Source organism: Cellulomonas sp. McL0617, assembly GCF_049994875.1.
Classification (GTDB): Bacteria; Actinomycetota; Actinomycetes; order Actinomycetales; family Cellulomonadaceae; genus Cellulomonas.
This window is the reverse complement of record NZ_CP188256.1, coordinates 1,034,640-1,061,151: the sequence shown is the minus strand read 5'-3', so window position 1 is coordinate 1,061,151 and position 26,512 is coordinate 1,034,640. Positions and strand designations below refer to the sequence as shown.

The window sequence follows — 26,512 nt, the reverse complement described above, 5'->3', positions numbered from 1 at the left end:
AAGCGTCGGTCCGCGCGATCGCAAAGGGCTCGTCGACGGTGGATGCCGCGGCCGGCGACACCTGGTCCGGCAGCACGGGGATCGCCACGGTCGACTGCGCCCGGGGCCGCGCGCGGCGCACCGGAGCGGGTGCACCCGCACCGGCCTCGTCGGCCTGAGCAGCACGGGCGGCCCGCCGAGAGGTGACGGCGCCGTCCGCGTGAGCCGTCGACGGCCCGGACGACGCTGCCTCGGCGACGGCAGGGGGCGGGGCTGCTTGCGCGGATGGTGCCGTCGCGGTGCGGACGGCTCGACGACCGCTCGCGGGCGTCGCCGGGATGGCCTGCGACGCAGGAGACGGCATCGCCTGCGACACCGGAGGCGAGACACGCGTGACCGAGCTCGGCTGCGTGGCCGGCGCACTCCGGCCGACCATCGGACGGACCGTCGTGGCGACGGCGGGCTCGGCCGACGGGCGCGACACGTACCGCGTCACCGGGGCGGTGGGCTCCTGGACGCCGTGGGCGTCATCAGCCGGCACAGACACCGGACCGCCGAAGACACCGCGGGCCGCGACCGACGGCGTCGGCCCGCTGTGCACAGAGACCGGCGAGCGCGGGTCCGACGGGTGCGGGTCCGACGGGTGCGAACCCGGCCGGGTCCCGGCGGACGGTACATCGGGCGCGGGACCGGTCGTCGTCCGCTCGGCCTCACGGAGGCGGCGGCGCGTGGGCGGTGCGGTGTCCGGCCCGACGCTGTGCGATCCCACGACACCTCCCGTCCACCGTGCGTTGTCGATTTGTCCCGCGGCCGTTCGAGCGTGCAACGCGCGGTCACGAAACCATAACGGGTGCCGACGAGGCATCCAAGTCCCTGGACGGATGTCCAGTCCACGGATCGGGACAATCCCGGACAACACGCTGAACGACTCGCCCGAGAATGCCCCCGATCAGGACAACTGGTCCCGCTGCATCGCGTCCCGGACCTCGCCGACGAGCTCTTCCAAGATGTCCTCCAGGAAAACGACGCCTACGGTCGCGCCGTCGCGATCGACGCGGGCGACGTGCGACCCGGAGCGCTGCATGACGACCAGCGCCTCCTCGACCTCATCGTCCGGACCGACCACGGCCAGCTGCCGGACACGCCACACCGGTACCGGCTCGCCGCGGTCGGCGCCCTGGGCGTACAGCACGTCCTTGAGGTGCAGGTAGCCCGTGGGAACACCCCCGGCGTCGAGCACCGGGAACCGGCTGAACCCTGTCTTGGCCACGAGACGCTCGATCTCCTCGGGCGTGCTCCCCGACCCGACGGTGACCAGCCCGTCGGGCGCGATCATCACGTCGGCGGCGGTCCGGTCCGAGAACTCGATAGCGCCCGTCAGCAGCCCCTGGTCGTCGTCGAGAAGGCCTTCCGCCTGCGACCGCTCGACGATCGAGTGCACCTCCTGCGCCGTGAACGCCGACGCCACCTCGTCCTTCGGCTCGACGCCCACCAACCGCAACCCGTGGTTGGCGAGCCAGTTGAGCACCGAGATGACGGGCCGGACCAGCCGCGCGATCCACACCAAGGGCGGACCGAACAGGAGGACCGCGCGGTCCGGACCGGCCACGGCGAGGTTCTTGGGCACCATCTCGCCGAGCACGACGTGCAGGTAGACGACGATCGCGAGCGCGACGACGAACGCGATGACGTGCACCATGTCCGGGCTCACGCCCCACGACTCGAGCGGAGCGGCGATGGCGTGCGCGATCGCGGGCTCGGCCACGACACCGAGGCTCGTCGAGCAGACGGTGATGCCGAGCTGGGCGCACGCGAGCATGAGCGAGACGTGCTCCATCGCCCACACGACGGTCGCGGCCCGCCGGTTGCCCGCGCGAGCGAGCGGCTCGATCGACGATCGGCGCGCAGAGATGATCGCGAACTCGGCGCCGACGAAGAACGCGTTGGCGGCCAGCAGGAGGGCCGCGAGCGTGAGGGCCAGTCCGGCGCTCATCGGTCGGCCTCCTCGTCGGGCACGGCGACCTCCGACACGGCCACGCGCTCGACGCGCCGCCCGGCCATGGCGTCGACCCGCAGCCGCACGCCCGCGACGGTGACCTCGTCACCCTCGACCGGGATCCGGCCGAGCTCGAACATGAGCAGGCCACCGAGCGTCTCGTACGGCCCGTCCCCCGGTACTGCCAGACCGGTCTGCTCGGTCAGCTCGTCCGGGCGCAGGACTCCGGGCAGGAGCCACGACCCGTCGGCCGTCCGGGCCGTCAGCGCGCGACGCCGGTCGTGCTCGTCGGCCACGTCACCCACCAGCTCCTCGATCACGTCCTCGAGCGTGACGACACCCGAGGTCCCGCCGTACTCGTCGACGACGACGGCCATCTGCAGACCCTGCTCCCGCAGCCCGACCAGCAGCGGGCCGAGGTGCACGGTCTCGGGCACCTGCGGCGCCTCGACCATGAGCGCGCCCGCGGGAACGTTCGCGCGACGCTCGAACGGGACCCCGATCGCGCGGCGCAGGTGGACCAGACCGACGATGTCGTCGCTGTCGTCGCCGATCACCGGGAAGCGGGAGTGCCCGGTCCGCCGGGACAGCTCGATGACGTCGGCCGCGGAGTCGCCCCGGCTGACCACCACGAGGCGCAGCCGGTCGGTCATCACGTCGACGGCCGTCAGCTCCGTGAAGTCGATCGAGTTGGTCAGCAGGGTCGCGGTCGACTCGTCGAGCGTGCCCACCTCGGCGGAACGCCGGACGAGCGCGGCGAGCTCCTGCGGCGACCGGCCGCCGGACAGCTCCTCGCGCGGCTCGACACCGACCCGCCGCAGCAACGCGTTGGCGCTGCCGTTGAAGAACGTGATCAGTGGTCGCAGCGCGCTGGTGAAGGCCCGTTGCAAGGGGGCCACGGAACGCGCGGTGGCCAGCGGGCGGCTGATGGCCAGGTTCTTCGGGATCAGCTCACCGACGACCATCGAGAAGCCGTTGACCAGCACGATCGCGATCAGCGCCGCGACGACACCCCCCACCACCGCGCCGAGCGCGGACCCCTCCAGCGGGATGCGCAGCAGCCGGACGACGGCCGGCTGGGTGGTGTAGCCGAGCAGGATCGTGGTGAGCGTGATGCCCACCTGCGCGCCGGACAGCTCGGTGGACAGCCGACGCAGCGCCTTCAGGACCGACTGGCTGCGCCGGTCGTCCGGGGACGTCTGCTTCTCGACGACGCCCGGGTCGAGCGTGACCAGGGAGAACTCACTGGCGACGAACACGGCGGTACCGAGCGTGAGGAGCACACCCAACGCGACGAGAAGCCATTCGGCGGTCACGCGGTCGCCCTCGAGTGAGGCTCGACGTCGACCGGGTGGACGGCGTCGACAGGACAGGGGAAGTGGCCGGCAAGGTCTCCGTCGGGTCTGTACCGGTGGAGGCGCCGGCAGCTACTTGAGCTGCTCATGGTGCGCCACATCATACGGGCGCGGCCCTGCGCCGCGCAGAGCCGGGCGGCGAGGGTGCAGCGTCATTCGTCGCGCCGTGTGCCACGCTGACGGCATGGTGAACGTGAACGGTGGGCCAACGACGGCACCCGGCGCCGGTGCTTCCACGACGGTCCTCGTCGTGGAGGACGAACCGGCGATCGCGCAGGCGATCGTGCACCGGCTCTCCGCGGAGGGCTGGACGGTGGAGTCGGCGGGCGACGGGCTGGCGGGCGTCGCGGCCGCCAGCCGCCTGCGGCCGGACGTGGTGGTGCTGGACGTGATGCTGCCCGGCATCGACGGGCTCGAGGTGTGCCGCCGGATCCAGGCGGAGCGCCCCGTCCCGGTGCTCATGCTCACCGCGCGCGACGACGAGACCGACATGCTGATCGGGCTGGGCGTCGGCGCGGACGACTACATGACCAAGCCGTTCTCGATGCGCGAGCTCGTCGCCCGCACCAAGGCCCTGCTGCGCCGCACCGAGCGGGCCGCGCGGGCGGTCGAGATGGCCGCCGCCGAACAACCCGATCCCCCGCTGGTGTTCGGTGACGTCACCGTCGACCGGGCCCAGCGCCGGGTGACGCGGGGCGAGACCGAGGTGCATCTGACGCCCACCGAGTTCGACCTGCTGCTCGCACTGGCCGCCTCGCCGCGCACGGTCCTGACCCGCGAGCGCCTGCTCGCCGAGGTGTGGGACTGGGTGGACGCCAGCGGGACGCGCACGGTCGACTCCCACATCAAGGCGCTGCGCCGCAAGCTCGGCCCCGACCTCATCCGCACGGTCCACGGCGTCGGCTACGCCTTCGAGCCGATCGACGGCGGCCCGGGAGGCACAGCCGCCGGCGACGCGGCGACCCAGGGCGCGTGAACGCACCGCGGCACGTCCGCGGCGAGCTCGCCCGCCCGCGGATCCCCGACGTGCGGCCGCTCGACCGGTTCCGCTCGATCAAGATCAAGCTCGGCATCCTGGTCGCTGCCACCGTCGTCGCCGCGGCATTCATCACGTGGATCGGCCTGACGTACTTCCACCTCGGACCCACACGTACGTTGCCGATCGCCATCATCGGGGCCCTCGTCGTGACCCAGCTCCTGGCCCGCGGGATGACCTCCCCGCTGCGCGAGATGACGTCCGCTGCGCGCCGGATGGCGGCCGGCGACTACAGCCAGCGTGTGCAGGCCACGAGCCTGGACGAGGTCGGTCAGCTGGCCAGCGCGTTCAACACCATGGCCGACGACCTCGAGCAGGCCGACACGTTCCGCCGCGAGCTCGTCGCCAACGTCTCGCACGAGCTGCGCACCCCGGTGACGGCCCTGCAGGCGCAGCTGGAGAACATCGTCGACGGCGTCAGCGAGCCCGATCCCGTCACCATGCAGGCCGCGCTCGCGCAGACCGAGCGCCTGGGTCGGCTGGTCACCTACCTGCTCGACCTCTCGCGGCTCGAGGCCGGCGACGTCACGCTCGAGATCACCGACCTGCGCCTGCGCGACTTCCTGGAGGAGGCCGCCGAGGGCGCGTTGCTGGTGGGCGCGGCCAAGCACCTGAGATTCCCGGTGGTCGTCGTCCCCGAGGACCTCACCGTCCCGGCCGACCCGGACCGGCTGCACCAGGTCGTCGCCAACCTGCTGCACAACGCCGTGCGGCACTCGCCCGAGGACGACGAGGTGCGTCTCGAGGCCTCCGTGGTCGGTGGCGAGGTCCGGATCGACGTCGTCGACCACGGGCCGGGCATCGCGCGGGACCAGCGGGCGCACGTCTTCGAGCGGTTCGTGCGCGGGAACAGCCCGGCGCTGACCGGTCAGGGATCCACGGGCGGGACCGGCCTGGGCCTCGCGATCGTGCGCTGGGCGGTCGACCTGCACGGTGGGCGCATCGAGGTGGCGGACTCCGACGTCGGCTGCACCATGCGCGTCACGCTGCCCGCCCACCAGGGGGGGATCGTCCCCGTTCACACCGTTCGCGGGGATGGGTACAAGCATGACCTCGCAGGCCCGCCGACAACCTCGGCTTGAGGTCCCCCGAACTGCCCCGTTGCCCCGCGTTGACCCGGCTGTGTCAGCGAGGTGAAGACGCGTGCGGATCTGGTCCGTCGGGGCGTCCAGAAGCAGGTCGGAAGGCCTCCAGGCCGTAGTGTTGTCATCGACAGATTGCAGCATGTGCACAAGCATGTGAACCGGCACAGACGCGGTCACGGACCGCAGCGGAAGTGGGCGATCCCAGCGTGACCCAGAAGGCCGATCCGGACTCGGCGCGCGCCGTCTTCGGTGCGAACGAGTGGCTCGTGGACGAGCTGTACGAGCAGTACCTGAAGGACAAGAACGCGGTCGACCCCGCGTGGTGGGACTTCTTCGAGGGCTACAAGCCCGACGAGGCTACCGCGAACGGCGCTCCCGCCTCCACGAACGGCACGGCGACCAACGGCTCCGCGACGTCGCCGGCACCCACCAACGGCGCAGCTGCCACCGCCCCGGCTCCCGCGCCCGCCCCGGTCCACGCCCAGCCGACCCCGCTGGTCGCGCCCGCGCAGATCCCGCCGCCGCGACCGCAGGGCGCGCACGCCGCCCCGTCGTCGTTCGTCGAGCCGCCCACCACGACCTCCCCGATCGCGACCGCCCAGCCGTCGACGGCCCCCTACGCCGAGGTCGCGCAGCGCCCGCAGCACGAGGACGACGCGGTCGACGAGGCCGCCGACGACATCCAGAAGCTCCGCGGACCCGCCGCCCGCGTGGTCACCAACATGGAGGCCTCCCTCGAGGTCCCCACCGCCACCTCGGTGCGCGCGGTGGCCGCCAAGCTGATGGTCGACAACCGCATCGTCATCAACAACCACCTCGCCCGCGGTCGCGGCGGGAAGATCTCGTTCACGCACCTCATCGGGTTCGCGATGGTCGAGGCGCTGGCCGAGATGCCGGCGATGAACGCCTCCTACACGGTCGTCGACGACAAGCCGAGCGTCCTGACGCCCGCGCACGTCAACGTCGGCATCGCGATCGACCTGGCCAAGCCGGACGGAACGCGCCAGCTGCTCGTCCCGTCGATCAAGAAGTGCGAGACCCTCGACTTCGCCGGCTTCTGGGCCGCGTACGAGGACGTCGTGCGCCGTGCGCGCGGCAACAAGCTGACCGTCGACGACTTCGCGCACACGACGATCTCGCTGACCAACCCCGGCACCATCGGCACCGTGCACTCGGTCCCTCGCCTGATGCAGGGGCAGGGCACGATCGTCGGCGTCGGCGCCATGGACTACCCGGCCGAGTTCGCGGGCACCTCCGAGGAGGCGCTGAACAAGATCGGCGTCTCCAAGGTGCTGACGCTCACCTCGACGTACGACCACCGCATCATCCAGGGCGCGCAGTCGGGCGACTTCCTGCGCATCATCGGCCGCAAGCTGCTCGGCGAGGACGGCTACTACGACCGCGTGTTCGCCGCGCTGCGGGTTCCGTACGAGCCCGTGCGCTGGGTCCGCGAGTCCAACGACCCGGACGGCGAGGCGATCAAGCCGGCCCGCATCGCGGAGCTGATCCACTCCTACCGGTCGCGCGGCCACCTCATGGCCGACACGGACCCGCTCGCCTACCGCCAGCGCAAGCACCCCGACCTGGACGTGCAGACGCACGGGCTGACGCTCTGGGACCTGGACCGCACGTTCCCGACCGGCGGGTTCACCGGCAAGCCGCGCGCCAAGCTGCGCGAGGTGCTCGGCCTGCTGCGCGACTCGTACTGCCGGACCGTCGGGTCGGAGTACATGCACCTGCAGGACCCGCGCCAGCGTCGCTGGCTGCAGGAGCGCCTGGAGTCCGGGTATTCGCGCACCCCCCGCGAGGACCAGCTGCGCATCCTGCGCCGCCTGAACTCGGCCGAGGCGTTCGAGACGTTCCTGCAGACCAAGTACGTCGGCCAGAAGCGGTTCTCGCTCGAGGGCGGCGAGTCGGTCATCGCGCTGCTCGACGCGATCCTGTCCAAGGCGGCCAACAACGGTCTCGACGAGGTCGGCATCGGGATGGCCCACCGCGGGCGCCTGAACATCCTGGCCAACATCGCCGGCAAGTCCTACGCGCAGATCTTCCGCGAGTTCGAGGGCAACCAGGACCCGAAGTCGGTCCAGGGCTCGGGCGACGTGAAGTACCACCTGGGCACCGAGGGCACGTTCGTCGCCGAGTCCGGCGCGACGACGTCGGTCTACCTGGCCGCGAACCCGTCGCACCTGGAGGCCGTGAACCCGGTGCTCGAGGGCATCGTGCGCGCCAAGCAGGACCGGATCGACCTGGGTGGCGACGGGTTCTCGGTGCTGCCGATCCTGATCCACGGTGACGCGGCCTTCGCCGGCCAGGGCGTCGTCTTCGAGACGCTCAACCTGGCGCAGCTGCGCGGGTACCGCACCGGCGGCACCATCCACGTCATCATCAACAACCAGGTCGGCTTCACCACCGGGCCCTCGTCGTCACGCTCCTCGCAGTACGCGACCGACGTGGCCAAGGGTCTGCAGGTGCCGATCTTCCACGTGAACGGCGACGACCCCGAGGCGTGCGTCCGCGTGGCCGAGCTGGCGTTCGAGTACCGCGAGCAGTTCGACCGCGACGTCATCATCGACATGGTCTGCTACCGCCGCCGCGGCCACAACGAGGGCGACGACCCCTCGATGACCCAGCCGCTCATGTACAACCTCATCGAGGCCAAGCGCTCGGTGCGCAAGCTCTACACCGAGACACTCGTGGCGCGCGGAGACCTGACGATCACCGACGCCGAGCAGGCGCTGCAGGACTACCAGAACCAGCTCGAGCGCGTGTTCGCCGAGACCCGCGACGACGGCTACGCGCCGCCGGACCAGGCGGTCAAGGGTCTGGAGCGGCCGGAGTCGCAGCTCGAGGACGCCGGCGTGATGGTCGGCTGGAAGACCGCGGTCGACGCGGGCACGCTCGAGAAGATCGGCAGGGCGCACGTGCGGCCGCCCGAGGGCTTCACGGTCCACCCGAAGCTGGCACAGCTGCTGGCCAAGCGCGAGCAGATGACCCGTGACGGCGGCATCGACTGGGGCTACGGCGAGCTGCTCGCGTTCGGTTCGCTGCTGGTCGAGGGCACCCCCGTCCGGCTCGCCGGGCAGGACTCGCGCCGGGGCACCTTCGTCCAGCGCCACGCGGTCATGCACGACCGTGAGACCGGTGCCGAGTGGACGCCGCTGCTCTACCTGTCGGCGGACCAGGCGAAGTTCTGGGTCTACGACTCGTCGCTCTCCGAGTACGCCTGCCTCGGTTTCGAGTACGGCTACTCCGTCGAGCGCCCCGACGCGCTGGTCCTGTGGGAGGCCCAGTTCGGCGACTTCGTCAACGGAGCGCAGACGATCATCGACGAGTTCATCTCGTCGGCGGAGCAGAAGTGGGCGCAGAGCTCGTCGGTCGTCCTGCTGCTGCCGCACGGGTACGAGGGCCAGGGACCCGACCACTCGTCGGCCCGCATCGAGCGGTTCCTGCAGCTCGCGGCCGAGGACAACATGGTGATCGCGCAGCCGTCGACGCCCGCGTCGCACTTCCACCTGCTGCGTCGCCAGGCGTACGACCGCCCGCGCAAGCCGCTCGTCGTGTTCACCCCGAAGTCGATGCTGCGGCTCAAGGCCGCCTCGTCGCCGATCGAGGAGTTCACCTCGGGCACGTTCCGGACCGTGATCGGCGACGAGCTCGCCGCCGCGAAGGCCGGCCAGGTGGACCGCGTGCTGCTCTGCTCGGGCAAGGTCTACTGGGACCTGCTCGCCGAGCGCGTGAAGTCCGGTGACGAGCACACCGCGATCGTCCGCATCGAGCAGCTCTACCCGCTGGACGGCGAGGCGGCGCGTGCCGCGATCGAGCCGTTCCAGGACGCCGAGCTGGTCTGGGTGCAGGACGAGCCCGGCAACCAGGGGCCGTGGACGTTCCTGTCCATGCACCTGCCCCAGCTGCTCGGCCGCACCCTGCGCGTGGTCTCCCGGCCGGAGTCGGCGTCGCCGGCCATCGGCTCCGCCAAGAAGCACGCGGCCCAGCAGGCGTCGTTGGTGCAGACCGCCTTCCAGCGCTGATCTTCACGACGAAGGCCGCATCCCCCCGGGATGCGGCCTTCGTCGTGCCCGGCCTCCGTCAGCCGACCGGGCTCAGGGCGAAGGTGCGCCGGTAGGCCTGCGGGCTGGTGCCGAGCGTCCGAGCGAAGTGGTGCCGCAGAACGGCCGCGGTACCGAAGCCGCACAGCCGCGCGATCTCCTCGATGCTCGCGTCCGATCGTTCGAGCATCTCCTGCGCCCGCACCACCCGCTGTCGGGTGACCCACGCCGCGGGCGTCGTCCCCGTCTCCGCCCGGAACCGGCGGGCGAACGTGCGCTCCGAGACGAACGCGCGAGCGGCCAGGTCCGGCACGGTCAGGTCGGTCTCGAGGTTCTCCACCATCCACGCGAGCAGCGGCGCGAGCGTGTCGGCGTCGCAGGGCAGCGGGGTGTCGACGAACTGCGCCTGACCGCCGTCGCGGTGCGGCGGCACGACCATCCGGCGGGCCACGGCGGAGGCCGCTGCGGCCCCGAGCTCGCGACGGATCAGGTGCAGGCACGCGTCGATGCCCGCCGCCGTGCCGGCGCTCGTGATCACGCGGTCGTCGTCGACGTACAGCACGGCCGGGTCGATCTGCGCGGCCGGGAACCGGCGGCGGAGGTGCTCGCTGTGCATCCAGTGCGTCGTGCACCGGCGACCGTCGAGAAGCCCGGCCTCTCCCAGCGCGAACGCGCCGCTGCAGATGCTGAGCACCCACGCCCCGCGCTCGTGGGCGGCCCGCACGGCGTCGAGCACCGCCGGCGGGACGGGCCCGGTGTCGCCGTAGGCGGGGACGATGACCAGGTCGACGTCCGCCGTGGCGTCGAGACCGTGGTCGACTGTGATCGAGTACAGACCGCCCTTCGTGGTCACCAGGCCCGGCGTCTCCGCGCAGACGACGAAGTCGAACGACGGGCCGCCGGTGTCGGCGCGGTCGATGCCGAACACCTCGCAGGCGACCCCCAGCTCGAAGGGCGCGACGTTGGGCAGGACGATGGCGGCGACGGACCGGAGCATCCCCCCAGCATGCGCAACCGTGTGGCAGAAAGTCAACGCCTCAGCAACTTCTGCCACACACGACGGCCGGCTTAACGCTCCCACGGTCGAGCTCCAGCCGCCCCGGGGCGCCGAGATCGTCAGGTTCCGACGACATCGTGAGTCGCAACCAACGATGTCGTCGGAACCTGACGACCTCGAGCCGGACCGGGCCGGGATGCGACAGGCCCGGCGATGAACCGGGCCTCGTCGCGGTCCCCTGAGACACTGGGGGCGCGGTCGTCGGTGACGGTCGCGCGACCGGTCGGACGACGAGAGGTGACGCACGTGGGCGAGCTGCCGCTGAGGTTGGCGGTGGTCGGCGACGAGCTCGTGGCCGGCGCGGGCGACCCTAAGGCCCTGGGCTGGCTGGGGCGTGTGGCCGCCCGGACCCACACCCCGGACCCGCTGGTCGCCATGGCGCTCGCGGTACCCGGCGAGACGAGCACCGCCCTCGGCGCCCGGTGGGACGACGAGGTGACGCGCCGGTTCTCCCCCGACGCCGACAACCGGCTGGTCGTCGCGCTCGGCCGCGCCGACGTCGCCGCGGGCCTGTCGCTCGCCCGGAGCAGGCTCAACCTGGCCAACATCCTCGACGTGGCCGAGCAGCGCCGGATCCCCGCGTTCGTCGTCGGGCCGCCTCCCGGGAGCACGGCGGACGGCGAGAAGCTGGGCGACCTGTCAGCGGCGTTCGCCGACGTCGCCACCCGGCGTCGCGTGCCGTTCGTCGACACGTTCACCCCGCTCGCCGCGCACGAGCAGTGGCTCGGCGACCTCGCCGCCGGCGACGGCACGCTGCCCGGCCAGGCGGGCTACGGGCTCATGGCGTGGCTGGTGCTGCACACCGGGTGGCACGCGTGGCTCGGCCTGCCGGACGACGGCGCCTGACCACCACCGGTCCCAGAGGGTCAACGCAGCGTCCCCCGCACGGCCGTCAGGGCCGTGTCGAGCACGGTCCGCAACGTGTCGACCGTGAGCTGCTCGACCTTGCCCTGCGCGTTCGCCTTGCGCAGGTCGGCGCGGATCTCGTCGCGGAACCGCTGGATCATCACCTCGGCGTCGACGAGCCGCACGTGCGAGACGCTCCGGGCATCCGTCGCCCCCGACGGCGCGTGCGGTACGGCCTCGGCCCGGGCGCGCTGGGCAGCCGCCGCGAGATCCGCACGCAGGCCTCGCATCGAGCCGCTGACGTCGTCGCGCACCTGGGCGGCGCGTTCGCGGACGGACTCGGCGATCCCCTCCTCGAGCGACGCGAGGTCGCCGCGCCGCGCCTCGAGCTCCGCGCGGCCGGCGTCGGTGAGCGCGTACGTGCTCTTGCGCTCCTCGTCGACGCGCACCACCAGACCCTCCTCCTCGAGCCGGGCCAGGCGCGGGTAGACGGTGCCGGGGCTCGGGCGGTACGTGCCGCCGAACCGGTCCGAGAGGTCCGTGATCAGCTCATAGCCGTGCTTGGGCCCGGACTCCAGCAGGGACAGCAGGTAGAGCCTCAGCTGTCCGTGGGCGAAGACCGGCGCCATCATCAGGCCACCCCGTCGGCGACGCCGGAGCCGCGCAGGACGGTCACGTGCCCCGAGACGGTGCTGGCCGACACGAAGCAGGCGCCGTCACCGTTGCGCAGGTCCAGCTTGCGGTGCCCCGGGGACGAACCCTTGTACTCCTCGCCGTCCACGACGAGCCGCCCGGACACCGACTGCGCCTTGACCTGCACGCCCTTGCCCTGCGGGAGTCGGACCGTGACGTCACCGGAGACGGTCGAGGCGGTCACGCTGGACGTGCCGGAGTAGATGTCGAGGGTGAGCGAGCCGGACACGGAGTTGGCCTGGACCAGGCTGAGCTCGCCGGACGCGGCCAGCTCGCCCGACACCGAGTTGAGCCGCAGGTCGCCGCTGTGGTCGCGCACGACGATCTCGCCGGACACGGTCTTGGCGCCCAGCCGACCGCGCGTGCCGTCGGTGATGAGCGTCCCCGAGACCGTGGACACCGAGGCATCCTCGACGATCCCGGCGAGCAGGCCGTCGGCGCTCACCGTGCCGACCCGGGCCTGCACCTCGCGCGGCACGGCGATGTGCACGTCCGCGCGGTCCTTGCCGCGGAAGTTGCGCATCCGCTCCAGGAAGCCCTCCCAGCCGCCGAGCGTGAACTGGTACCCGATGCGCAGCTCGCCGCCCGACAGCGTGATCTCCAGGGGGCGCCCGTCGACCGCGTGCACCTCGATGCGGGCGCCCGGCCCGTCGTGCGCGACGACGTCGACGCGTCCCCCGGCCAGCTGGACCTGCAGGCTGCTGATCGCCTCGATCTCGATGATCTGCGGGCCGGCGACGACCCATGACTCGGTTGCCATGACGCTCTCCATTCGCGATATATCTCGTTCCGGAAAACACGTTATATCGCGTCTTGCGAGAAGGCAAGCCGGAGCGTGGTCGGGAGTGGCGGCGGTGCGCGACGCCCGTCCGGTCCGTCGTCGCGACCCGGCCGGACGGATGGGCTCGGACGCGAACGAGCCCGGGACCCTCGTACGGGTCCCGGGCTCGTCGGCTCGAAGCTCGGTCGGAGCTCGCTCGAAGCTCGGTCAGACTTGGGTCAGCTGACCAGGCCCGCCTGGCGCAGCTCGACAGTGAGGTCGTGGGGGCTGGTCGACGCCGACAGGGCCTCGTCGAACGTGATGATGTCGTCGCGGACCAGCTGGAACAGGTGCTGGTCGAAGGTCTGCATCTTGTAGAAGTCGCCGTCGCGGATCAGGTCGATCAGCGGGGGCGCCTCCGACGGGTCGAGGATGGCGTCACGCGTGCGGCCGGTGTTGATCATGACCTCGATCGCGGGGCGGCGACCGGCGCCGTCGGCCAGCCGGACCAGACGCTGCGACACGATCCCCCGCAGCGACTGCGCCAGCGCGATGCGCACCTGCTTCTGCTCGTGCGGCGGGAAGAAGTCGATGATGCGGTTGATCGTCTCGGCCGCGTCGATGGTGTGCAGCGTGGACAGGACGAGGTGTCCGGTCTCGGCGGCGGACAGCGCCGCGCGGACGGTCTCCACGTCACGCATCTCGCCGACGAGGATGACGTCGGGGTCCTGCCGCATCGCAGCACGCAGGGCGACGGTGAAGTCGGCCGTGTCCTGACGGACCTCGCGCTGCGAGACGATCGCCTTCTTGTCCTGGTGCAGGATCTCGATCGGGTCCTCGATCGTGACGATGTTGACCTCTTTGTAGGTGTTGATGAGGTCGACCATCGATGCGAGCGTCGTCGTCTTGCCGGAACCGGTGGGACCCGTCACCAGGACGAGCCCGCGCGGCTCGAGCGCCAGCTGGCCGATCACCTCGGGCAGGGCCAGGTCACCCAGCGCCTGAGCGCCGACGGCGACGCGCCGGAAGACCATGCCGTAGGTGCCACGGGCCTGGTACGCGTTGACGCGGAACCGGCCCACGCCCGGCACCGAGTACGCGAAGTCCGCCTCGTGGTTGGTGCGGAAGTGGTCCACCAGGTCGTCGGGGATGACCTCTTCGAGCATGCGCTCGGTGTCCGCCGGCTTGAGGTCGGGCACCTGCAGCTTGCGCAGGCGGCCGTCGACCCGGACGCGCGGTGCAGAGCCGACCTTGCAGTGCAGGTCGGAACCGCCCGTGCTCGCAAGGGCGTGCAGGAACGGGATCACGGACTGTGTCGGCTGGCTCACCCCGTAGTCATCGGACGAGTGTCCACGTGACTTGAGGGTCAGGACGGGCGATCAGGTGTGGGATCATGGAGCGAGCCCGACGCCAGCAGCGTCGATATCCGAGGAGATCCCATGAGCAAGCGAGGCCGCAAGCGCCGTTCCCGCAAGGGCAGCGCCGCGAACCACGGCAACCGTCCCAACGCCTGACGGTACAGATGAGGCCCGGTGCACGAGCACCGGGCCTTCTTTGTGCCCGCAAGGGCTCAGTCCAGGGTCGTCGTGACCCGCATGATCGTCAGCTGCTCGTGGATCCGTACGCGCAACGTGTCCGGAGCGACCTCCTGGCAGCCACGACGCACCAGGTTCTTCACGACGACCTCGACGTCGTACTCGTCCAGGCAGCCCTGGCACTCGGCCAGGTGAGCCCGCACGACCTCGGTGTCGGGCGCCTCGAGCTCGGCGTCCAGGTACTCCCACAACCGGTCCAGCGCGTCGGTGCAGTTGTTCCCGCACGACCCGGCCTGCAGCGCGGCCGGCAGCGTGACCGACTCGTCCCACTCGTTCATCACGGCACCTCCGGCGTGGTGGGGGCCGCGGCGACGAGGCCCCGCCCACGCGCATAGTCCGACAACATCTCGCGGAGCTGGGCTCGCCCGCGGTGCAGACGGGACATGACCGTCCCGATCGGCGTCCCCATGATCTCGGCGATCTCCTTGTACGCGAAGCCCTCGACGTCGGCCAGGTACACGGCGATGCGGAACTCCTCCGGGATGCGCTGCAGCGCGTCCTTCACGTCGGAGTCGGGCAGGTGGTCGAGCGCCTCGGCCTCGGCGGAGCGCAGGCCCGCCGACGTGTGCGACTCGGCGCGGGCGAGCTGCCAGTCCTCGATCTCCTCCGACCGGGACTGCTGCGGCTCGCGCTGCTTCTTGCGGTAGGAGTTGATGTACGTGTTGGTGAGGATCCGGTACAGCCACGCCTTGAGGTTGGTGCCCGGGCGGTACTGGTGGAACGCGGCGAACGCCTTGGCGAACGTCTCCTGCACCAGGTCCTCGGCGTCCGCGGGGTTGCGCGTCATGCGCAGGGCAGCGCCGTACAGCTGGTCCAGGTAGACCAGTGCCTCTGCCTCGAACCGCTCGGTGCGGGCCGCGTCGTCCTCGGCCTCGGGGGCGCGGTGGGTGTCCTCGCTCATCGCGGTCGAGCCTAGTCCCGCGACGCCGCGGACACCGACCGGCGTGGGCCACGCCACAGGGCGATCCTTGGGGTCTGCGGGGACGCTCGACGCCCAACCGGTCGGGGCGGACGTCGTGGGTCGCGTCTCGAGGGTGGCGCAGCTCATGGGAGGCACAACGGTGCAGGCCTGCGTGCCATTCCCCACCCCGTCCCACCTGCGGCCCCACCGGCCCGCAGGCTTCGCCTTCGCACGGGTCCGGCACTAGCGTGGCGGCATGACGACCATCTCGGACGACTCCACCTACCTGCGGCTGCTCCGCGAGCAGATCGGTCACGAGTTCGACGCCCACCAGCAGTACGTCGCGATCGCGGTCTGGTTCGACGGGCAGGACCTGCCGCAGCTGGCAGCGCACTACTACCGGCAGGCCCTCGAGGAGCGCAACCACGCGCTGATGATCGTGCGCTACCTGCTGGACCGGGACCTCGCCGTCGAGATCCCCGCCGGGAGCCCGGTGCGCAACGACTTCGCCAAGGTCACGGACCCGATCGCCCTGGCCCTGGCCCAGGAGCAGCAGGTGACCGCGCAGATCGAGGCGATCTTCCGGGCCGCCCGCGCCGAGAACGACGCGCTGGGCGAGCAGTTCCTGCTCTGGTTCCTCAAGGAGCAGGTGGAGGAGGTCGCCTCGGCGACGACGCTGCTGACGGTCGCCACGCGTGCGGGCGACAACCTGTTCGACCTGGAGAACTACGTCGCCCGCGAGCAGGTCGGTGACGGTGGCGTGTCCGCCGACGCACCGACCGCTGCGGGCGGGGCCCTGTGAGGAGACCACCCGTGCTGCTTCGCCGCGTTGCCCGCCCCCTGTTCGCCTCGTGGTTCGTCGCCGAGGGGCTCGACGTCGTCCGCCATCCGTCGTCGCACGCCGCGCAGGCCCAGGGCGCACTGACCACCCTGCTCGGCCGGCTGCCTGCGCAGGTCCGGCAGGGGCCCGCAGGCGAGGTGATCGGCTACGAGCTGTCCGACCGTCAGCTGGCCACCGTCGTCCAGGTGCACGGCGCGGCGCTCGCCGGCGCCGGGATCCTGCTCTCGCTCAACAAGCTCCCCCGGACGGCGGCGTTCGCGCTGGCCGTCCTGACCGCTCCCCTGGTGCTGGTGAACCTGCCCCGCAGGAAGGGCACCGAGAGCAAGCTCGAACGCCAGGCGCGCCGTGAGCGGTTCGTCCGCGCGCTGGCGTTCACCGCCGGCGCCGTGCTCGCGGCCGCCGACCACGAGGGCCGCCCGGGCCTGGCCTGGCGGGTGCAGAAGGCGCGCCTGGAGCGGTCGGAGGCCCACTAACCTGGGTGCCATGACATCCGCACCCCCCGTCGACCTCTGGTCGGCGCCGGTCACGGCGGGACCTCTCGACGCGGTCGTCGAGGTCCCCGGCTCGAAGTCGCTGACCAACCGCTACCTCGTGCTCGCCGCCCTCGGCGACGCGCCCGGCCGCCTGCGCGGGGCACTGCGGTCGCGGGACACGCGCCTGATGGCCGCCGCGCTGGGTGCGCTGGGCACGGTCGTGCACGAGGACGGCAGCGACTGGTCGGTCACGCCCGGTGCGCTGAGCGGCGGGACGACGATCCACTGCGGCCTGGCCGGCACGGTCATGCGGTTCCTGCCGGCGGTGGCCGCCCTCGCCGACGGACCCGTGCGGTTCGACGGCGACACCTCGGCCCTGGCCCGCCCGATGGGTCCCGTCCTGACCGCGCTGCGGACCCTGGGTGTGCGCATCGAGGAGCACGGCGAGCCGGGCCACCTGCCGTTCACCGTGCACGGGCACGGAGCGATCACCGGCGGGCAGGTCGACATCGACGCCTCCGAGTCCAGCCAGTTCGTCTCCGGCCTGCTGCTCGCGGCGGCCCGGTTCGAGCGCGGCCTCACGCTGCGGCACACGGGTCGGACGCTGCCCAGCCTCCCCCACATCGAGATGACCGTGGCGCTGCTGCGGGAGGCCGGCGTGGAGGTCGACGACTCGCGGCCCACCATCTGGCAGGTGGCGCCGGGCCCGATCGCCGGCCGGGACGTGCGCGTCGAGCCGGACCTGTCCAACGCGGCGCCGTTCCTGTGCGCGGCGATGGTGGCCGGCGGGTCGGTGAGCGTGCCGGGCTGGCCGTCGCACACGACGCAGCCCGGCGGGCTGCTCCCAGGCATCCTCGAGCGGATGGGGGCGCGCACCGTCCTGGACGGTGACGTGCTCACCGTCACCGGGACCGGCACCGTCCGCGGCGTCGACCTGGACCTGCACGCCGCGGGCGAGATCGCCCCGACGATCGCCGCGCTCGCCGCCCTGGCCGACTCCCCCACCCGGCTGCGCGGCATCGCCCACCTGCGCGGCCACGAGACCGACCGGCTCGCGGCCCTGGCGGCGGAGATCACGCGCGTCGGCGGGCAGGCCGAGCAGACGTCCGACGGCCTGGTCATCACGCCGCGCCCGCTGACCGGAGCCGTCTGGCGGACGTACGAGGACCACCGGATGGCCACCGCGGGCGCCCTGATCGGGCTGCGCGTGGCGGGCATCGAGGTCGAGGACGTCGCGACGACGGCCAAGACGCTGCCCGACTTCGTCGGGCTCTGGTCGGACATGCTGCTGGGGACCCGGGCGCCGGCCTGATGGCTCAACGGCGCTACGACGAGCGGGACGTCCGCATCCGTCCCGGTCGAGGCTCGCGCCCCCGCACCAAGCAGCGTCCCGAGCACGCCGACGCCGAGTCCGCGCTGGTCACAGCCGTGGACCGTGGTCGGTACGCCATCCTCGTCGACCCCGACGGGCCCGACGAGCGCGTCGCGATCGCCATGAAGGCCCGCGAGCTCGGTCGCGACCGCGTGGTGCCCGGCGACCGCGTCGACATCGTCGGCGACACCTCCGGCGACGAGGGCTCGCTGTCGCGGATCGTGCGCATCCAGGAGCGCAGGACGGTCCTGCGCCGAACTGCCGACGACACCGACCCGGTGGAGCGGATCATCGTCGCCAACGCCGACCAGCTGGTGATCGTGACCGCGCTGGCCGACCCCGAGCCGCGCACCCGCATGATCGACCGCTGCGTCGCCGCCGCCTACGACGCCCGGATGGACGCCCTGCTGGCGCTCACGAAGGCCGACCTGGCCGACCCCGCGACGCTCGTCGACATGTACGCGCCGATCGGCGTGCACGTCGTGGTGAGCAGCCGTGGCGACGAGCGTGTGATCGAGGGGCTCGACGCCATCCGCGAGGCTCTGGACGGGCGGACGTCGGTGCTCGTCGGCCACTCCGGGGTGGGCAAGTCGACGCTGGTCAACGCGCTGGTCCCGGGCACCGGCCGCGCGGTCGGCGTGGTCAACGACGTGACCGGCCGCGGGCGCCACACCTCCAGCTCCGCGGTCGCGCTGCGGGTGCCCGGCACCCGCGAGCCCACGTGGGTCATCGACACCCCGGGCGTGCGGTCGTTCGGGCTCGCGCACGTCGACCCGCAGCACCTGCTCGGGGCGTTCGCGGACCTCGCCGCCGTCGCGGAGGACTGCCCGCGCGGGTGCACCCACGCGGACGACGCGCCCGACTGCGCGCTCGACGACTGGGTGCGGGACTCCCCCGACGAGGGCACGCAGGCCGCCCGCGCGGCGCGCGTCGAGTCGTTCCGGCGCCTGCTGGCGAGCCGCCTGGGCACCGGCGAACCCGAGCAGCGGGAGACCGCGCGCCCCTGACGTGCGCGTCTGACCAGCACGCTAGCGTGGCAGCCATGAGCATTCGTCCCGGGTACGACGACGACCTGCGCCTCGCCCACGTCATCGCCGACCAGGTGGACTCGATCACCATGGCGCGGTTCAAGGCCCTCGACCTGCACGTGGAGACCAAACCCGACCTCACGCCCGTGTCCGACGCCGACAAGACGGCCGAGGAGGTCATCCGCGGTCAGCTGTCCCGGGCGCGGCCGCGCGACGCGGTGCACGGCGAGGAGATGGGCGACACCGGCCACGGGCCGCGACGGTGGGTGGTCGACCCGATCGACGGCACCAAGAACTTCGTCCGCGGCGTGCCCGTCTGGGCCACCCTGATCGGGCTCCTCGACGGAGACCAGGTGGTCCTCGGCCTGGTCAGTGCACCCGCGCTCGGTCGTCGCTGGTGGGCGGCCGTCGGGTCCGGCGCGTGGACCGGCAAGTCGCTCGCCGCGGCCACCCGCCTGCAGGTCTCGAACGTGGACCGCCTCTCCGACGCGTCGCTCTCGTACTCGAGCCTGTCGGGGTGGGAGGAGCACGGGCTCCTCGACCCGTTCCTCGACCTGACCCGGCGCACCTGGCGCACCCGGGCCTACGGCGACTTCTGGTCGCACGTGCTGGTCGCGGAGGGCGCGGTCGACCTGTCCGCGGAGCCGGAGCTCGCGCTGCACGACATGGCCGCGCTCGTGCCCATCGTCACCGAGGCGGGCGGCACGTTCACGTCGATCCGCGGCGTCCCGGGCCCGTTCGGCGGGTCCGCGCTGGTGTCCAACGGCCGCCTGCACAGGGCCGCGCTCGACGTGCTGGACCCGCTGCCGCAGGCTTGACCGCATGAGCAGCACCGACGACCGGGCCGCCCGCGCGGCGTCCTTCCAGACCGGCGCGGCCGGGTACCGCGCCACGCGTCCCAGCTACCCCGACGAGGTCGTGCGCTGGTCCGTGCCCGCCGACGCCCGGGACGTCCTCGACCTCGCCGCCGGGACCGGCAAGCTCACCGAGCGGCTGGTCGCGTTCGGGTTCCGCGTCGTCGCCGTCGAGCCGTCGGACGCGATGCGTGCCGAGCTGACGGCCTTGCTGCCCTCGGTCGACGCCCGTCCCGGCACCGCCGAGCGGATGGACCTGCCCGACGCGTCCGTCGACGCCGTGACCGTGGCGCAGGCGTGGCACTGGGTGGACGCGCCCGCCGCAGCGCGCGAGATCGCCCGCGTGCTGCGGCCCGGGGGCCGCGTGGCGCCGGTCTGGAACATCCGCGACGAGTCGGTCGACTGGGTGGCCCGCTGGACCGAGATCGTGCACCGCGGCGACACCCTCGGCGGGACGCTCCGGTACGACGAGCCGGAGCTCGGCGACGTCTTCACCCAGCCCGAGCACGCCACCTTCCACTGGACGGACCGCCTGCGGGCCACCGACCTGCGCGTGCTGGCCGCCAGCCGCAGCCATCTGCTGCTGCTTCCCGACGACGAGCGCGAGGCGCTGCTCGACGAGATCGACGAGCTCGTCGGGACCCACCCCGACCTGCGCGGCCGCGACGTGATCGACGTCCCGTACCGCACGGAGTGCTACCGGGCCCACCTGCAGTAGTGCAGGCCCGCGGCCCACCACAACCGGTCAGGGTGGTCTCGGCGAAAGAACGGGGACGGTCGGCCCTCGGCTAGAGCCCCAGGGCGTCCGGCAGGTCGTCGAGCGACGAGACGACGAGCACCCCAGCGGCCCCGATCTGGGCCTCGGTCACCGGCAGTCGGCGGGCGCCCGGCCGGTCCAGCCAGACGCCGAGCAGGCCCGCGCGACGGGCAGCCGCGGCGTCCACGTCGAGCTCGTCGCCGACGTAGACCGTGCGGCCGGGCTCGGTGCCCAGCAGGCGGCAGGCCTCGGCGAAGACGCGGGGGTCGGGCTTGCCGAAGCCGAGGGTGTCGACGGAGACGAGCAGCGGGACGCGGTCGGCGAGGCCGGTGCGTTCGAGCTTGTCGCTCTGGTAGGCGGACGCCGCGTTGGTGAGCGCACCCACGTGCAGCCCGGCGTCGAGGATCCGTGCCAGCGCGGTGGCGACGTCGTCGTGGGCCGACCAGGCGGACCGGAAGGTCGTGTCGAACACCGCGTCCCACGCCGTGAAGCCGTCGTCGTCGAGGGCGGGTCCGCCGAACTGGGCGTGCAGCTCGTTGGCCCGGGACATCCGCTGCTCCCGCACGCTGACCTCGCCGCGGGTGTAGCGGCCGAAGTGGTCGTTCGCGTCCGCGCGCCAGAAGGTCAGGATCTCGGTGTCCCGGTCCGGCGGCACGTCCGGCAGGTACTGGCGCGCGATCGTCGCCAACGCGGTGCTGAAGGCTCCCCGGGTGTCCACCAGGGTGTCGTCGATGTCGAACAGGACGCCGTCGATAGGTCGGGGGCTCACCGCGTGAGGTTACTTCGAGGGATCAACCGGCCGTCCAGCCGATCACGGACCGTCGGTGGTCGCACCGGGCGACGTCAGGACGCGGGCCGCGCTGGCGTGGCCGGCGACGCACGCGCTCTCGAGGTCGCGGCGGACGACGAACGACGCGAGGAAGCCCGCGGCGAACGCGTCGCCGGCGCCGGTGAGGTCCCGGACGTCGGCCACCGGCGGCACGGGGACCTCCACGCTCGACCCGTCCGGCAGGTGCACGACCGTGGGATCGGCGCCGGCCTTGACGACGATCGTCGTGCGTGGCGACACGGCCGGGCCCAGGAGCGCGGCCTCGGCGGCGTTCGCGAGGAGCAGGTCGGGGGCCAGGTCGGCGAGCAGGGCGCGGAACGCGTCGACGCCGTAGTGCGTGAGCATCCCCGTCGAGGACGCGTCGACCGAGACGAGGATCCCCCGCTGCCGGGCCTGCCGGACGGCGGTCTGGACGGTGGCGGCGGTCGGGCCGCCCTCGAAGGAGTACGCGGGCACGTGCAGCAGGTCGAGCCCGTCGAGCCACGCCAGCGGGATGTCGTCGAGCAGCGCCGACGCCGCGCGGTCGGGGAACATCGTGCGCTCGCCGGTCTCGTCGATCAGCAGGACGACCGTGCCGGTCCGGCCGGCCCGCTGCACGCGCACGTCGACACCGGCCGCCGCGAGCTGGGCGACCAACGCGTCGCCCGGCGCGTCCGGCCCGACACAGCCGAGGAACCTCGTCGGCACCAGGCCCGCCGCGAACCGCGCGACGTTGGCGCCGCTGCCGCCGGGCGTCCGGAACACCCGGGCGCGGGCGTCGGTGCCGTGCCGCAGAGGCTCGGCGAGCCAGACGACGACGTCCTCGACGAGGTCGCCGGTGACGCCGAGGACCACGTCCTCAGCCCGCGAGAGCCGTGGCGACGCGGCCACCGAGCGCCACGTTGCCCCGGTACACCTCGACGTTGACCTCCAGGCTGCGGCCGCCGGTGTCGCGCTGGATGAAGTCGAGCAGGAACGGCGTGGTCGCGTTGCCCGTGACGCCCTCCGCCGCGGCCTGCGCCCAGGCGCGCTCGAGGATCGCGTCGAGCTCCGCCGGCGGCAGCTGCTTGTCCTCCGCGACGGGGTTAGCCAGCAGGATCGCCTGCGGCAGGCCCAGCGCGTCGCGCGCCTCGATCACCGCCGCCACCTGCTCGGGGGTGTCCACGGAGTAGACGATCCGGTGGCCGGAGTCGGAGACGTAGAAGCCCGGGTAGCGGGTGGTGCCGAAGCCGAGCACGGGGATGTTGAGCGTCTCGAACCGCTCGAGCGTGGCCGCCACGTCGAGGATGGACTTCACGCCCGCGCTGATCACCAGGACCGGCGTGGCGGCGAGCGTCGTCATGTCGGCAGACTCGTCGAACGTCTCCGCCGCGCCGTGGTGCACGCCGCCGAGGCCGCCGGTCGAGAAGACGCGGATCCCCGCGTGGTGGGCGAGGAACGCCGTGGCGGCGACCGTCGTCCCGCCGTGCAGCCCGAGCGCGATCGCCACGGGCAGGTCGCGCAAGGAGACCTTGTCGATGCCGTCCGTGTAGGCCAGGTCGGAGATCTCCGGGGTGCTGAGCCCGACCGTCGGGACGCCCCGGTAGACGCCGATGGTCGCGGGGACCACACCCTGCGCGCGCAGACCCTCCTCGGCCTCCAGGGCGACGTCGAGGTTGCGTGGCCGGGGCAGGCCGTGCGTGAAGATCGTCGACTCGAGCGCGAGGACGGGCCGCCCGTCGCGGATCGCCTCCGTGACCTCGTCCGACACCCGGATCGTCGCCATCAGACTGCCTCGCGCAGGGCCGTCAGGCGCGCCAGCGTGGCGGTCCGGCCCAAGATCTCCATGGACTCGAACAGCGGCGGCGAGATCCGCCGACCGCTCAGGGCCACGCGCAGCGGCGTGAACGCGAGGCGGGGCTTGAGGGCGAGCCCGGCCTCGTCGACCAGGGCCGCCTGCAGCGCGGCCTGCGTGGCCTCGGTGGTGAAGCCGTCCTCGGGCAGCGCCGTGAGCGCGGCGAGGGAGGCGTCGAGCACGGCCGGCGTCTCGTCGCGCAGGGCGCCGCGCGCGTCGTCGGCGATCTCGAGGGCGTCGTCGGCGACGAACAGGAAGCCGAGCATGCCCTCGACCTCGCCGAGCAGCGTGATGCGCTCCTGGATGAGCGGTGCGCCCGCGTCCAGGAGCGCACGGTGCTCGACCGACAGGTCCGCGTAGGAGTCGGCCGGGACAAGGCCCGCGCGGTGCAGGTAGGGCACCAGGCGGTTCCTGAAGTCGTCGGGCTCCAGCAGGCGGATGTGGGACGAGTTGATGGCCTCGGCCTTCTTCTGGTCGAAGCGCGCCGGGTTGGGGTTCACGTCGACGACGTCGAACGCGCCCGTCATCTCGGCCATCGTGAAGATGTCGCGGTCGGGGCCGATCGACCAGCCCAGCAGCGCGAGGTAGTTGAGCAGGCCCTCGGGCGTGAAGCCGCGGTCGCGGTAGTGGAACAGGTTCGACTCGGGATCGCGCTTGGACAGCTTCTTGTTGCCGTCGCCCAGCACGGACGGCAGGTGGCCGAACGTGGGCATGACGGTGGCCACGCCCAGCTCCAGCAGGGCGCGGTAGAGCGCGATCTGGCGGGGGGTCGAGCTCAGCAGGTCCTCGCCGCGCAGCACGTGCGTGATGCCCATCAGGGCGTCGTCCACCGGGTTGACCAGCGTGTACAGCGGCTGACCGTTGGCGCGCACGATGACGAAGTCCGGCACCGAGCCGGGCTGGAACGTGATCTCGCCGCGCACCAGGTCGGTGAACGTGATGTCGTCGTCCGGCATCCGCAGGCGCAGGGTGGGCTCGCGCCCCTCCGCCCGGAAGAACGTCTTCTCCTCGTCGGTGAGGTCGCGGTCGGCGCCGTCGTAGCCGAGCTTCGGGTCGCGGCCGGCCGCCCGATGGCGTGCCTCGATCTCCTCGGGCGTGGAGAACGACTCGTACGCGTACCCGCCCTCGACCAGCCGGCGCACGACGTCCGTGTACAGGTCGGAGCGCTGCGACTGCCGGTAGGGCTCGTGCGGGCCGCCCACCTCGACGCCCTCGTTCCAGTCCAGGCCCAGCCAGCGCAGCGCGTCGAGCAGCTGCTCGTACGACTCCTGCGAGTCGCGCGCCGCGTCCGTGTCCTCGATGCGGAAGACGAACGTGCCCCCGGTGTGGCGTGCGTACGCCCAGTTGAACAGCGCCGTGCGGATCAGGCCGACGTGCGGCGTCCCGGTGGGCGACGGGCAGAAGCGGACGCGCACGGTGGAGCCGGCGGGAGCGGTGGAGGTCACGGGCTCCAGATTAGTGCTCAGCCGTGGGCACCCAGACTCAGTGCCGGCGCAGCACGGGGTTGCGCAGCGTCCCGATCTCCTCGACCTCGACCTCGACGATGTCGCGGTCGACGATCGGGCTCACGCCGGCCGGGGTGCCGGTGAGGATGAGGTCGCCGGGGAGCAGCGTGAACACCTCGGAGACGTACGCGACGAGGTAGGCCGCGTCGAAGATCATCTGCGACGTGCGGCCGTCCTGCTTGAGCTCACCGTTGACCCGGGCGCGGACGTACAGGTCGTCGACGTCGAGGCCGGGCACGATCCACGGGCCGATCGGGCACGAGCCGTCGAAGCCCTTGCCACGGGTCCACTGGCTGTCGGCGCGCTGGACGTCCCGGGCCGTGACGTCGTTGGCGACCGTGAAGCCGAACACATGGTCGAGCGCACGGTCGGCGGTCACGTCCTTGGTGACCTTGCCGATGACGATGGCCAGCTCGGCCTCGTGCTCGACGTGCTCGGTCCAGTCGGGCAGGACGATGGGGTCGTCGGGACCGATCACGGACGTGTTGGGCTTGAGGAAGAGCAGCGGCGCGGCCGGGACCTCGTTGCCCAGCTCGGCAGCGTGCTCGGCGTAGTTGCGCCCCACGCCGACGATCTTCGACCGCGGGATGACCGGTGCGAGGAGACGGACGCTGTCGTCGTCCAGCCGGATCTGCTCGCCGGTGGGCTGCACCGGCGTGTAGAGCGGGTCGCCCGTGATGACCACGAGCTCCTCGGAACCGGCGGGACCGTCGACCAGGGCGTAGCGGGGGTCTCCCCCGGTGGTGAACCTCGCGATGCGCACGCCTCAGGATAGTCGGACGCCGGGACGCCCAAGATTCCCCGCCCGGGGCGGGACGCCCGTCGCGCGAGCTGACGAGACCGACCTCAGGCGCGCGCGAGCACCTCGCCGTGCAGCACGGCGAACCAGCCCTCGGGCTGCTCGCCCCACTCGCGCCAGGCGTCGGCGAGCAGCTCCAGGCCGACCTCGTCGGCAAGGCCGTGCGCGATGGCCTGCGCCGCGAAGTTCGAGGCGACGGACCGGTCGGCCCACAGCCCGGCCCACCAGGTGCGGTCCTCCGGGGTGGCGTAGCACCAGACACCGGCGCTGGGCACGATGCCGGCCGGGTCGAACCCGGCCTCGCGGACCCAGGCCAGCAGCCGACGCCCGGCGTTGGCCTCCGCGCCGTTGGCCTGCGTGACCTCGTGATAGAGCGCGAGCCAGTCGTCGAGCCCGGCCGACGGCGGGTACCAGGTCATGCCCGCGTAGTCGGCGTCGCGGACCGCGACCAGGCCGCCGGGACGCGTGACGCGTCGCATCTCCTGCAGCGCGGCGATGGGGTCGGTGAGGTGCTGCAGGACCTGGTGCGCGTGCACGACGTCGAACGCGTCGTCCTCGAAGGGGAGCTCGTAGGCGTCGGCCACCTGGAAGCTCACGTTCGCGGCGCCCGCGTCCGCCGCGGCCTTCTGCGCGATCTCGATCACGGTGGACGACGTGTCCACCCCGACCGCAGAACCGGCGCCCAGACGGGCGGCCAGGTCGATCGTCACGGAGCCCGGGCCGCAGCCGACGTCGAGCAGGCGCACCCCGGGCACGAGCGCCGGGAGCAGGTACGCGGCGGAGTTCTCCGCGGTGCGCCAGCGGTGCGACCGCAGGACGGACTCGTGATGTCCGTGGGTGTAGACGTCGGGGTGTGCCGGAGAGTTCACATCGAACTCTAACCATCTGG

Annotated in this window: 25 protein-coding genes; 11 read left to right on the top strand and 14 right to left on the bottom strand. The window is 72.4% G+C overall.

All coding sequences use genetic code 11. From position 1 onward, the window contains the following. Positions 1 to 928: 928 nt before the first annotated feature. Together ACPPVS_RS04750 and ACPPVS_RS04745 are read right to left on the bottom strand one after the other, a co-directional pair. A complete protein-coding gene (locus ACPPVS_RS04750) occupies positions 929 to 1,972 on the bottom strand; it encodes a hemolysin family protein (protein WP_426594882.1) in 1,044 nt (347 codons plus the stop codon). Then, the gene (locus ACPPVS_RS04745) at positions 1,969 to 3,291 is read right to left on the bottom strand and encodes a hemolysin family protein (protein WP_426594881.1); all 1,323 of its coding nucleotides are present in this window, start codon (positions 3,289 to 3,291) and stop codon (positions 1,969 to 1,971) included. The genes ACPPVS_RS04750 and ACPPVS_RS04745 overlap by 4 nt, the downstream gene beginning before the upstream one ends. Positions 3,292 to 3,514: 223 nt before the next feature. Here ACPPVS_RS04745 and ACPPVS_RS04740 point away from each other — a divergent pair, with 223 nt between their 5' ends. From ACPPVS_RS04740 to ACPPVS_RS04730, 3 genes are all read left to right on the top strand, one after another. Then, entirely contained in the window at positions 3,515 to 4,306 is a 792-nt protein-coding gene (locus ACPPVS_RS04740) for a response regulator transcription factor (RefSeq protein WP_426594880.1), read from the top strand. Then, positions 4,303 to 5,448 carry a sensor histidine kinase gene (locus ACPPVS_RS04735; RefSeq protein WP_426594879.1) on the top strand — a complete coding sequence of 382 codons (1,146 nt, stop codon included), beginning with the start codon at positions 4,303 to 4,305 and terminating at the stop codon, positions 5,446 to 5,448. Before ACPPVS_RS04740 ends, ACPPVS_RS04735 begins: the two co-directional genes overlap by 4 nt. 209 nt (positions 5,449 to 5,657) lie before the next feature. Continuing rightward, positions 5,658 to 9,482 (top strand): multifunctional oxoglutarate decarboxylase/oxoglutarate dehydrogenase thiamine pyrophosphate-binding subunit/dihydrolipoyllysine-residue succinyltransferase subunit, encoded by a 3,825-nt coding sequence (locus ACPPVS_RS04730; RefSeq protein WP_426594878.1) that lies wholly within the window; start codon positions 5,658 to 5,660, stop codon positions 9,480 to 9,482. 58 nt (positions 9,483 to 9,540) lie between these two features. Here the strand turns inward: ACPPVS_RS04730 and ACPPVS_RS04725 are convergent, their stop codons facing one another. Beyond that, positions 9,541 to 10,497 (bottom strand): GlxA family transcriptional regulator, encoded by a 957-nt coding sequence (locus ACPPVS_RS04725; RefSeq protein ID WP_426594877.1) that lies wholly within the window; start codon positions 10,495 to 10,497, stop codon positions 9,541 to 9,543. 306 nt (positions 10,498 to 10,803) lie between these two features. Between ACPPVS_RS04725 and ACPPVS_RS04720 the strand changes: the two genes are divergently transcribed. Beyond that, on the top strand, positions 10,804 to 11,403 hold the full coding sequence (locus ACPPVS_RS04720) for a GDSL-type esterase/lipase family protein (RefSeq protein WP_426594876.1): 600 nt from the start codon (positions 10,804 to 10,806) through the stop codon (positions 11,401 to 11,403). 20 nt (positions 11,404 to 11,423) lie between these two features. Here the strand turns inward: ACPPVS_RS04720 and ACPPVS_RS04715 are convergent, their stop codons facing one another. The 3 genes from ACPPVS_RS04715 to ACPPVS_RS04705 all read right to left on the bottom strand — a co-directional run bounded on the left by ACPPVS_RS04715 (position 11,424) and on the right by ACPPVS_RS04705 (position 14,184). After that, on the bottom strand, positions 11,424 to 12,035 hold the full coding sequence (locus tag ACPPVS_RS04715; RefSeq protein WP_426594875.1) for a PadR family transcriptional regulator: 612 nt from the start codon (positions 12,033 to 12,035) through the stop codon (positions 11,424 to 11,426). Next, positions 12,035 to 12,856 carry a DUF4097 family beta strand repeat-containing protein gene (locus tag ACPPVS_RS04710; RefSeq protein WP_426594874.1) on the bottom strand — a complete coding sequence of 274 codons (822 nt, stop codon included), beginning with the start codon at positions 12,854 to 12,856 and terminating at the stop codon, positions 12,035 to 12,037. Before ACPPVS_RS04710 ends, ACPPVS_RS04715 begins: the two co-directional genes overlap by 1 nt. 239 nt (positions 12,857 to 13,095) lie before the next feature. Continuing rightward, the gene (locus tag ACPPVS_RS04705) at positions 13,096 to 14,184 is read right to left on the bottom strand and encodes a type IV pilus twitching motility protein PilT (RefSeq protein ID WP_426594873.1); all 1,089 of its coding nucleotides are present in this window, start codon (positions 14,182 to 14,184) and stop codon (positions 13,096 to 13,098) included. A gap of 111 nt (positions 14,185 to 14,295) precedes the next feature. Here ACPPVS_RS04705 and ACPPVS_RS04700 point away from each other — a divergent pair, with 111 nt between their 5' ends. Next, complete coding sequence (locus ACPPVS_RS04700) at positions 14,296 to 14,370, top strand: 50S ribosomal protein bL37 (protein WP_155859599.1); 75 nt, start codon at positions 14,296 to 14,298, stop codon at positions 14,368 to 14,370. 56 nt (positions 14,371 to 14,426) lie between these two features. Here the strand turns inward: ACPPVS_RS04700 and rsrA are convergent, their stop codons facing one another. Next, complete coding sequence (gene rsrA / locus ACPPVS_RS04695; protein WP_426594872.1) at positions 14,427 to 14,729, bottom strand: mycothiol system anti-sigma-R factor; 303 nt, start codon at positions 14,727 to 14,729, stop codon at positions 14,427 to 14,429. Next, on the bottom strand, positions 14,729 to 15,499 hold the full coding sequence (locus tag ACPPVS_RS04690) for a sigma-70 family RNA polymerase sigma factor (RefSeq protein WP_426594871.1): 771 nt from the start codon (positions 15,497 to 15,499) through the stop codon (positions 14,729 to 14,731). Before ACPPVS_RS04690 ends, rsrA begins: the two co-directional genes overlap by 1 nt. Positions 15,500 to 15,608: 109 nt before the next feature. Between ACPPVS_RS04690 and ACPPVS_RS04685 the strand changes: the two genes are divergently transcribed. From ACPPVS_RS04685 to ACPPVS_RS04660, 6 genes are read left to right on the top strand one after another with little or no spacing between them, the layout of a single operon-like run. Continuing rightward, positions 15,609 to 16,154 carry a ferritin gene (locus ACPPVS_RS04685; RefSeq protein ID WP_426594870.1) on the top strand — a complete coding sequence of 182 codons (546 nt, stop codon included), beginning with the start codon at positions 15,609 to 15,611 and terminating at the stop codon, positions 16,152 to 16,154. Positions 16,155 to 16,165: 11 nt separating this feature from the next. Beyond that, positions 16,166 to 16,666, top strand: coding sequence for a DoxX family protein (locus ACPPVS_RS04680; RefSeq protein ID WP_426594869.1), 501 nt, complete (start codon positions 16,166 to 16,168; stop codon positions 16,664 to 16,666). Between the two features lie 10 nt (positions 16,667 to 16,676). After that, positions 16,677 to 17,978: a 3-phosphoshikimate 1-carboxyvinyltransferase gene (gene aroA / locus ACPPVS_RS04675; RefSeq protein WP_426594868.1), complete on the top strand. Its 1,302-nt coding sequence runs from the start codon at positions 16,677 to 16,679 to the stop codon at positions 17,976 to 17,978. Continuing rightward, entirely contained in the window at positions 17,978 to 19,045 is a 1,068-nt protein-coding gene (rsgA, locus tag ACPPVS_RS04670; protein ID WP_426594867.1) for a ribosome small subunit-dependent GTPase A, read from the top strand. Before aroA ends, rsgA begins: the two co-directional genes overlap by 1 nt. A 35-nt stretch (positions 19,046 to 19,080) precedes the next feature. Next, positions 19,081 to 19,884, top strand: coding sequence for a histidinol-phosphatase (gene hisN / locus ACPPVS_RS04665; protein WP_426594866.1), 804 nt, complete (start codon positions 19,081 to 19,083; stop codon positions 19,882 to 19,884). Between the two features lie 4 nt (positions 19,885 to 19,888). Further along, the gene (locus ACPPVS_RS04660) at positions 19,889 to 20,638 is read left to right on the top strand and encodes a class I SAM-dependent methyltransferase (protein WP_426594865.1); all 750 of its coding nucleotides are present in this window, start codon (positions 19,889 to 19,891) and stop codon (positions 20,636 to 20,638) included. Between the two features lie 70 nt (positions 20,639 to 20,708). Here the strand turns inward: ACPPVS_RS04660 and ACPPVS_RS04655 are convergent, their stop codons facing one another. From ACPPVS_RS04655 to ACPPVS_RS04630, 6 genes are all read right to left on the bottom strand, one after another. Next, the gene (locus tag ACPPVS_RS04655) at positions 20,709 to 21,446 is read right to left on the bottom strand and encodes an HAD family hydrolase (protein ID WP_426594864.1); all 738 of its coding nucleotides are present in this window, start codon (positions 21,444 to 21,446) and stop codon (positions 20,709 to 20,711) included. A 42-nt stretch (positions 21,447 to 21,488) separates the two neighbouring features. Next, a complete protein-coding gene (locus tag ACPPVS_RS04650) occupies positions 21,489 to 22,376 on the bottom strand; it encodes a carbohydrate kinase family protein (protein ID WP_426594863.1) in 888 nt (295 codons plus the stop codon). After that, complete coding sequence (locus ACPPVS_RS04645; protein ID WP_426594862.1) at positions 22,345 to 23,250, bottom strand: pseudouridine-5'-phosphate glycosidase; 906 nt, start codon at positions 23,248 to 23,250, stop codon at positions 22,345 to 22,347. Before ACPPVS_RS04645 ends, ACPPVS_RS04650 begins: the two co-directional genes overlap by 32 nt. Continuing rightward, positions 23,250 to 24,764, bottom strand: coding sequence for a glutamate--tRNA ligase (gltX, locus tag ACPPVS_RS04640; RefSeq protein ID WP_426594861.1), 1,515 nt, complete (start codon positions 24,762 to 24,764; stop codon positions 23,250 to 23,252). The genes ACPPVS_RS04645 and gltX overlap by 1 nt, the downstream gene beginning before the upstream one ends. Before the next feature lie 37 nt (positions 24,765 to 24,801). After that, positions 24,802 to 25,587: a fumarylacetoacetate hydrolase family protein gene (locus ACPPVS_RS04635; protein ID WP_426594860.1), complete on the bottom strand. Its 786-nt coding sequence runs from the start codon at positions 25,585 to 25,587 to the stop codon at positions 24,802 to 24,804. 83 nt (positions 25,588 to 25,670) lie between these two features. Next, on the bottom strand, positions 25,671 to 26,492 hold the full coding sequence (locus ACPPVS_RS04630; RefSeq protein ID WP_426594859.1) for a methyltransferase domain-containing protein: 822 nt from the start codon (positions 26,490 to 26,492) through the stop codon (positions 25,671 to 25,673). Positions 26,493 to 26,512 lie beyond the last annotated feature (20 nt).

What these genes read in the sequence shown, in the direction of transcription:
- ACPPVS_RS04690 (WP_426594871.1), bottom strand. Translation starts at nt 15,499, where the DNA reads ATGAGCTGCGCCACCCTCGAGACGCGACCCACGACGTCCGCCCCGACC.
- ACPPVS_RS04710 (WP_426594874.1), bottom strand. Translation starts at nt 12,856, where the DNA reads ATGGCAACCGAGTCATGGGTCGTCGCCGGCCCGCAGATCATCGAGATC.
- ACPPVS_RS04725 (WP_426594877.1), bottom strand. Translation starts at nt 10,497, where the DNA reads ATGCTCCGGTCCGTCGCCGCCATCGTCCTGCCCAACGTCGCGCCCTTC.
- ACPPVS_RS04645 (WP_426594862.1), bottom strand. Translation starts at nt 23,250, where the DNA reads ATGGCGACGATCCGGGTGTCGGACGAGGTCACGGAGGCGATCCGCGAC.
- ACPPVS_RS04715 (WP_426594875.1), bottom strand. Translation starts at nt 12,035, where the DNA reads ATGATGGCGCCGGTCTTCGCCCACGGACAGCTGAGGCTCTACCTGCTG.
- ACPPVS_RS04685 (WP_426594870.1), top strand. Translation starts at nt 15,609, where the DNA reads ATGACGACCATCTCGGACGACTCCACCTACCTGCGGCTGCTCCGCGAG.
- ACPPVS_RS04740 (WP_426594880.1), top strand. Translation starts at nt 3,515, where the DNA reads ATGGTGAACGTGAACGGTGGGCCAACGACGGCACCCGGCGCCGGTGCT.
- ACPPVS_RS04750 (WP_426594882.1), bottom strand. Translation starts at nt 1,972, where the DNA reads ATGAGCGCCGGACTGGCCCTCACGCTCGCGGCCCTCCTGCTGGCCGCC.
- rsrA (WP_426594872.1), bottom strand. Translation starts at nt 14,729, where the DNA reads ATGAACGAGTGGGACGAGTCGGTCACGCTGCCGGCCGCGCTGCAGGCC.
- aroA (WP_426594868.1), top strand. Translation starts at nt 16,677, where the DNA reads ATGACATCCGCACCCCCCGTCGACCTCTGGTCGGCGCCGGTCACGGCG.
- hisN (WP_426594866.1), top strand. Translation starts at nt 19,081, where the DNA reads ATGAGCATTCGTCCCGGGTACGACGACGACCTGCGCCTCGCCCACGTC.
- rsgA (WP_426594867.1), top strand. Translation starts at nt 17,978, where the DNA reads ATGGCTCAACGGCGCTACGACGAGCGGGACGTCCGCATCCGTCCCGGT.
- ACPPVS_RS04660 (WP_426594865.1), top strand. Translation starts at nt 19,889, where the DNA reads ATGAGCAGCACCGACGACCGGGCCGCCCGCGCGGCGTCCTTCCAGACC.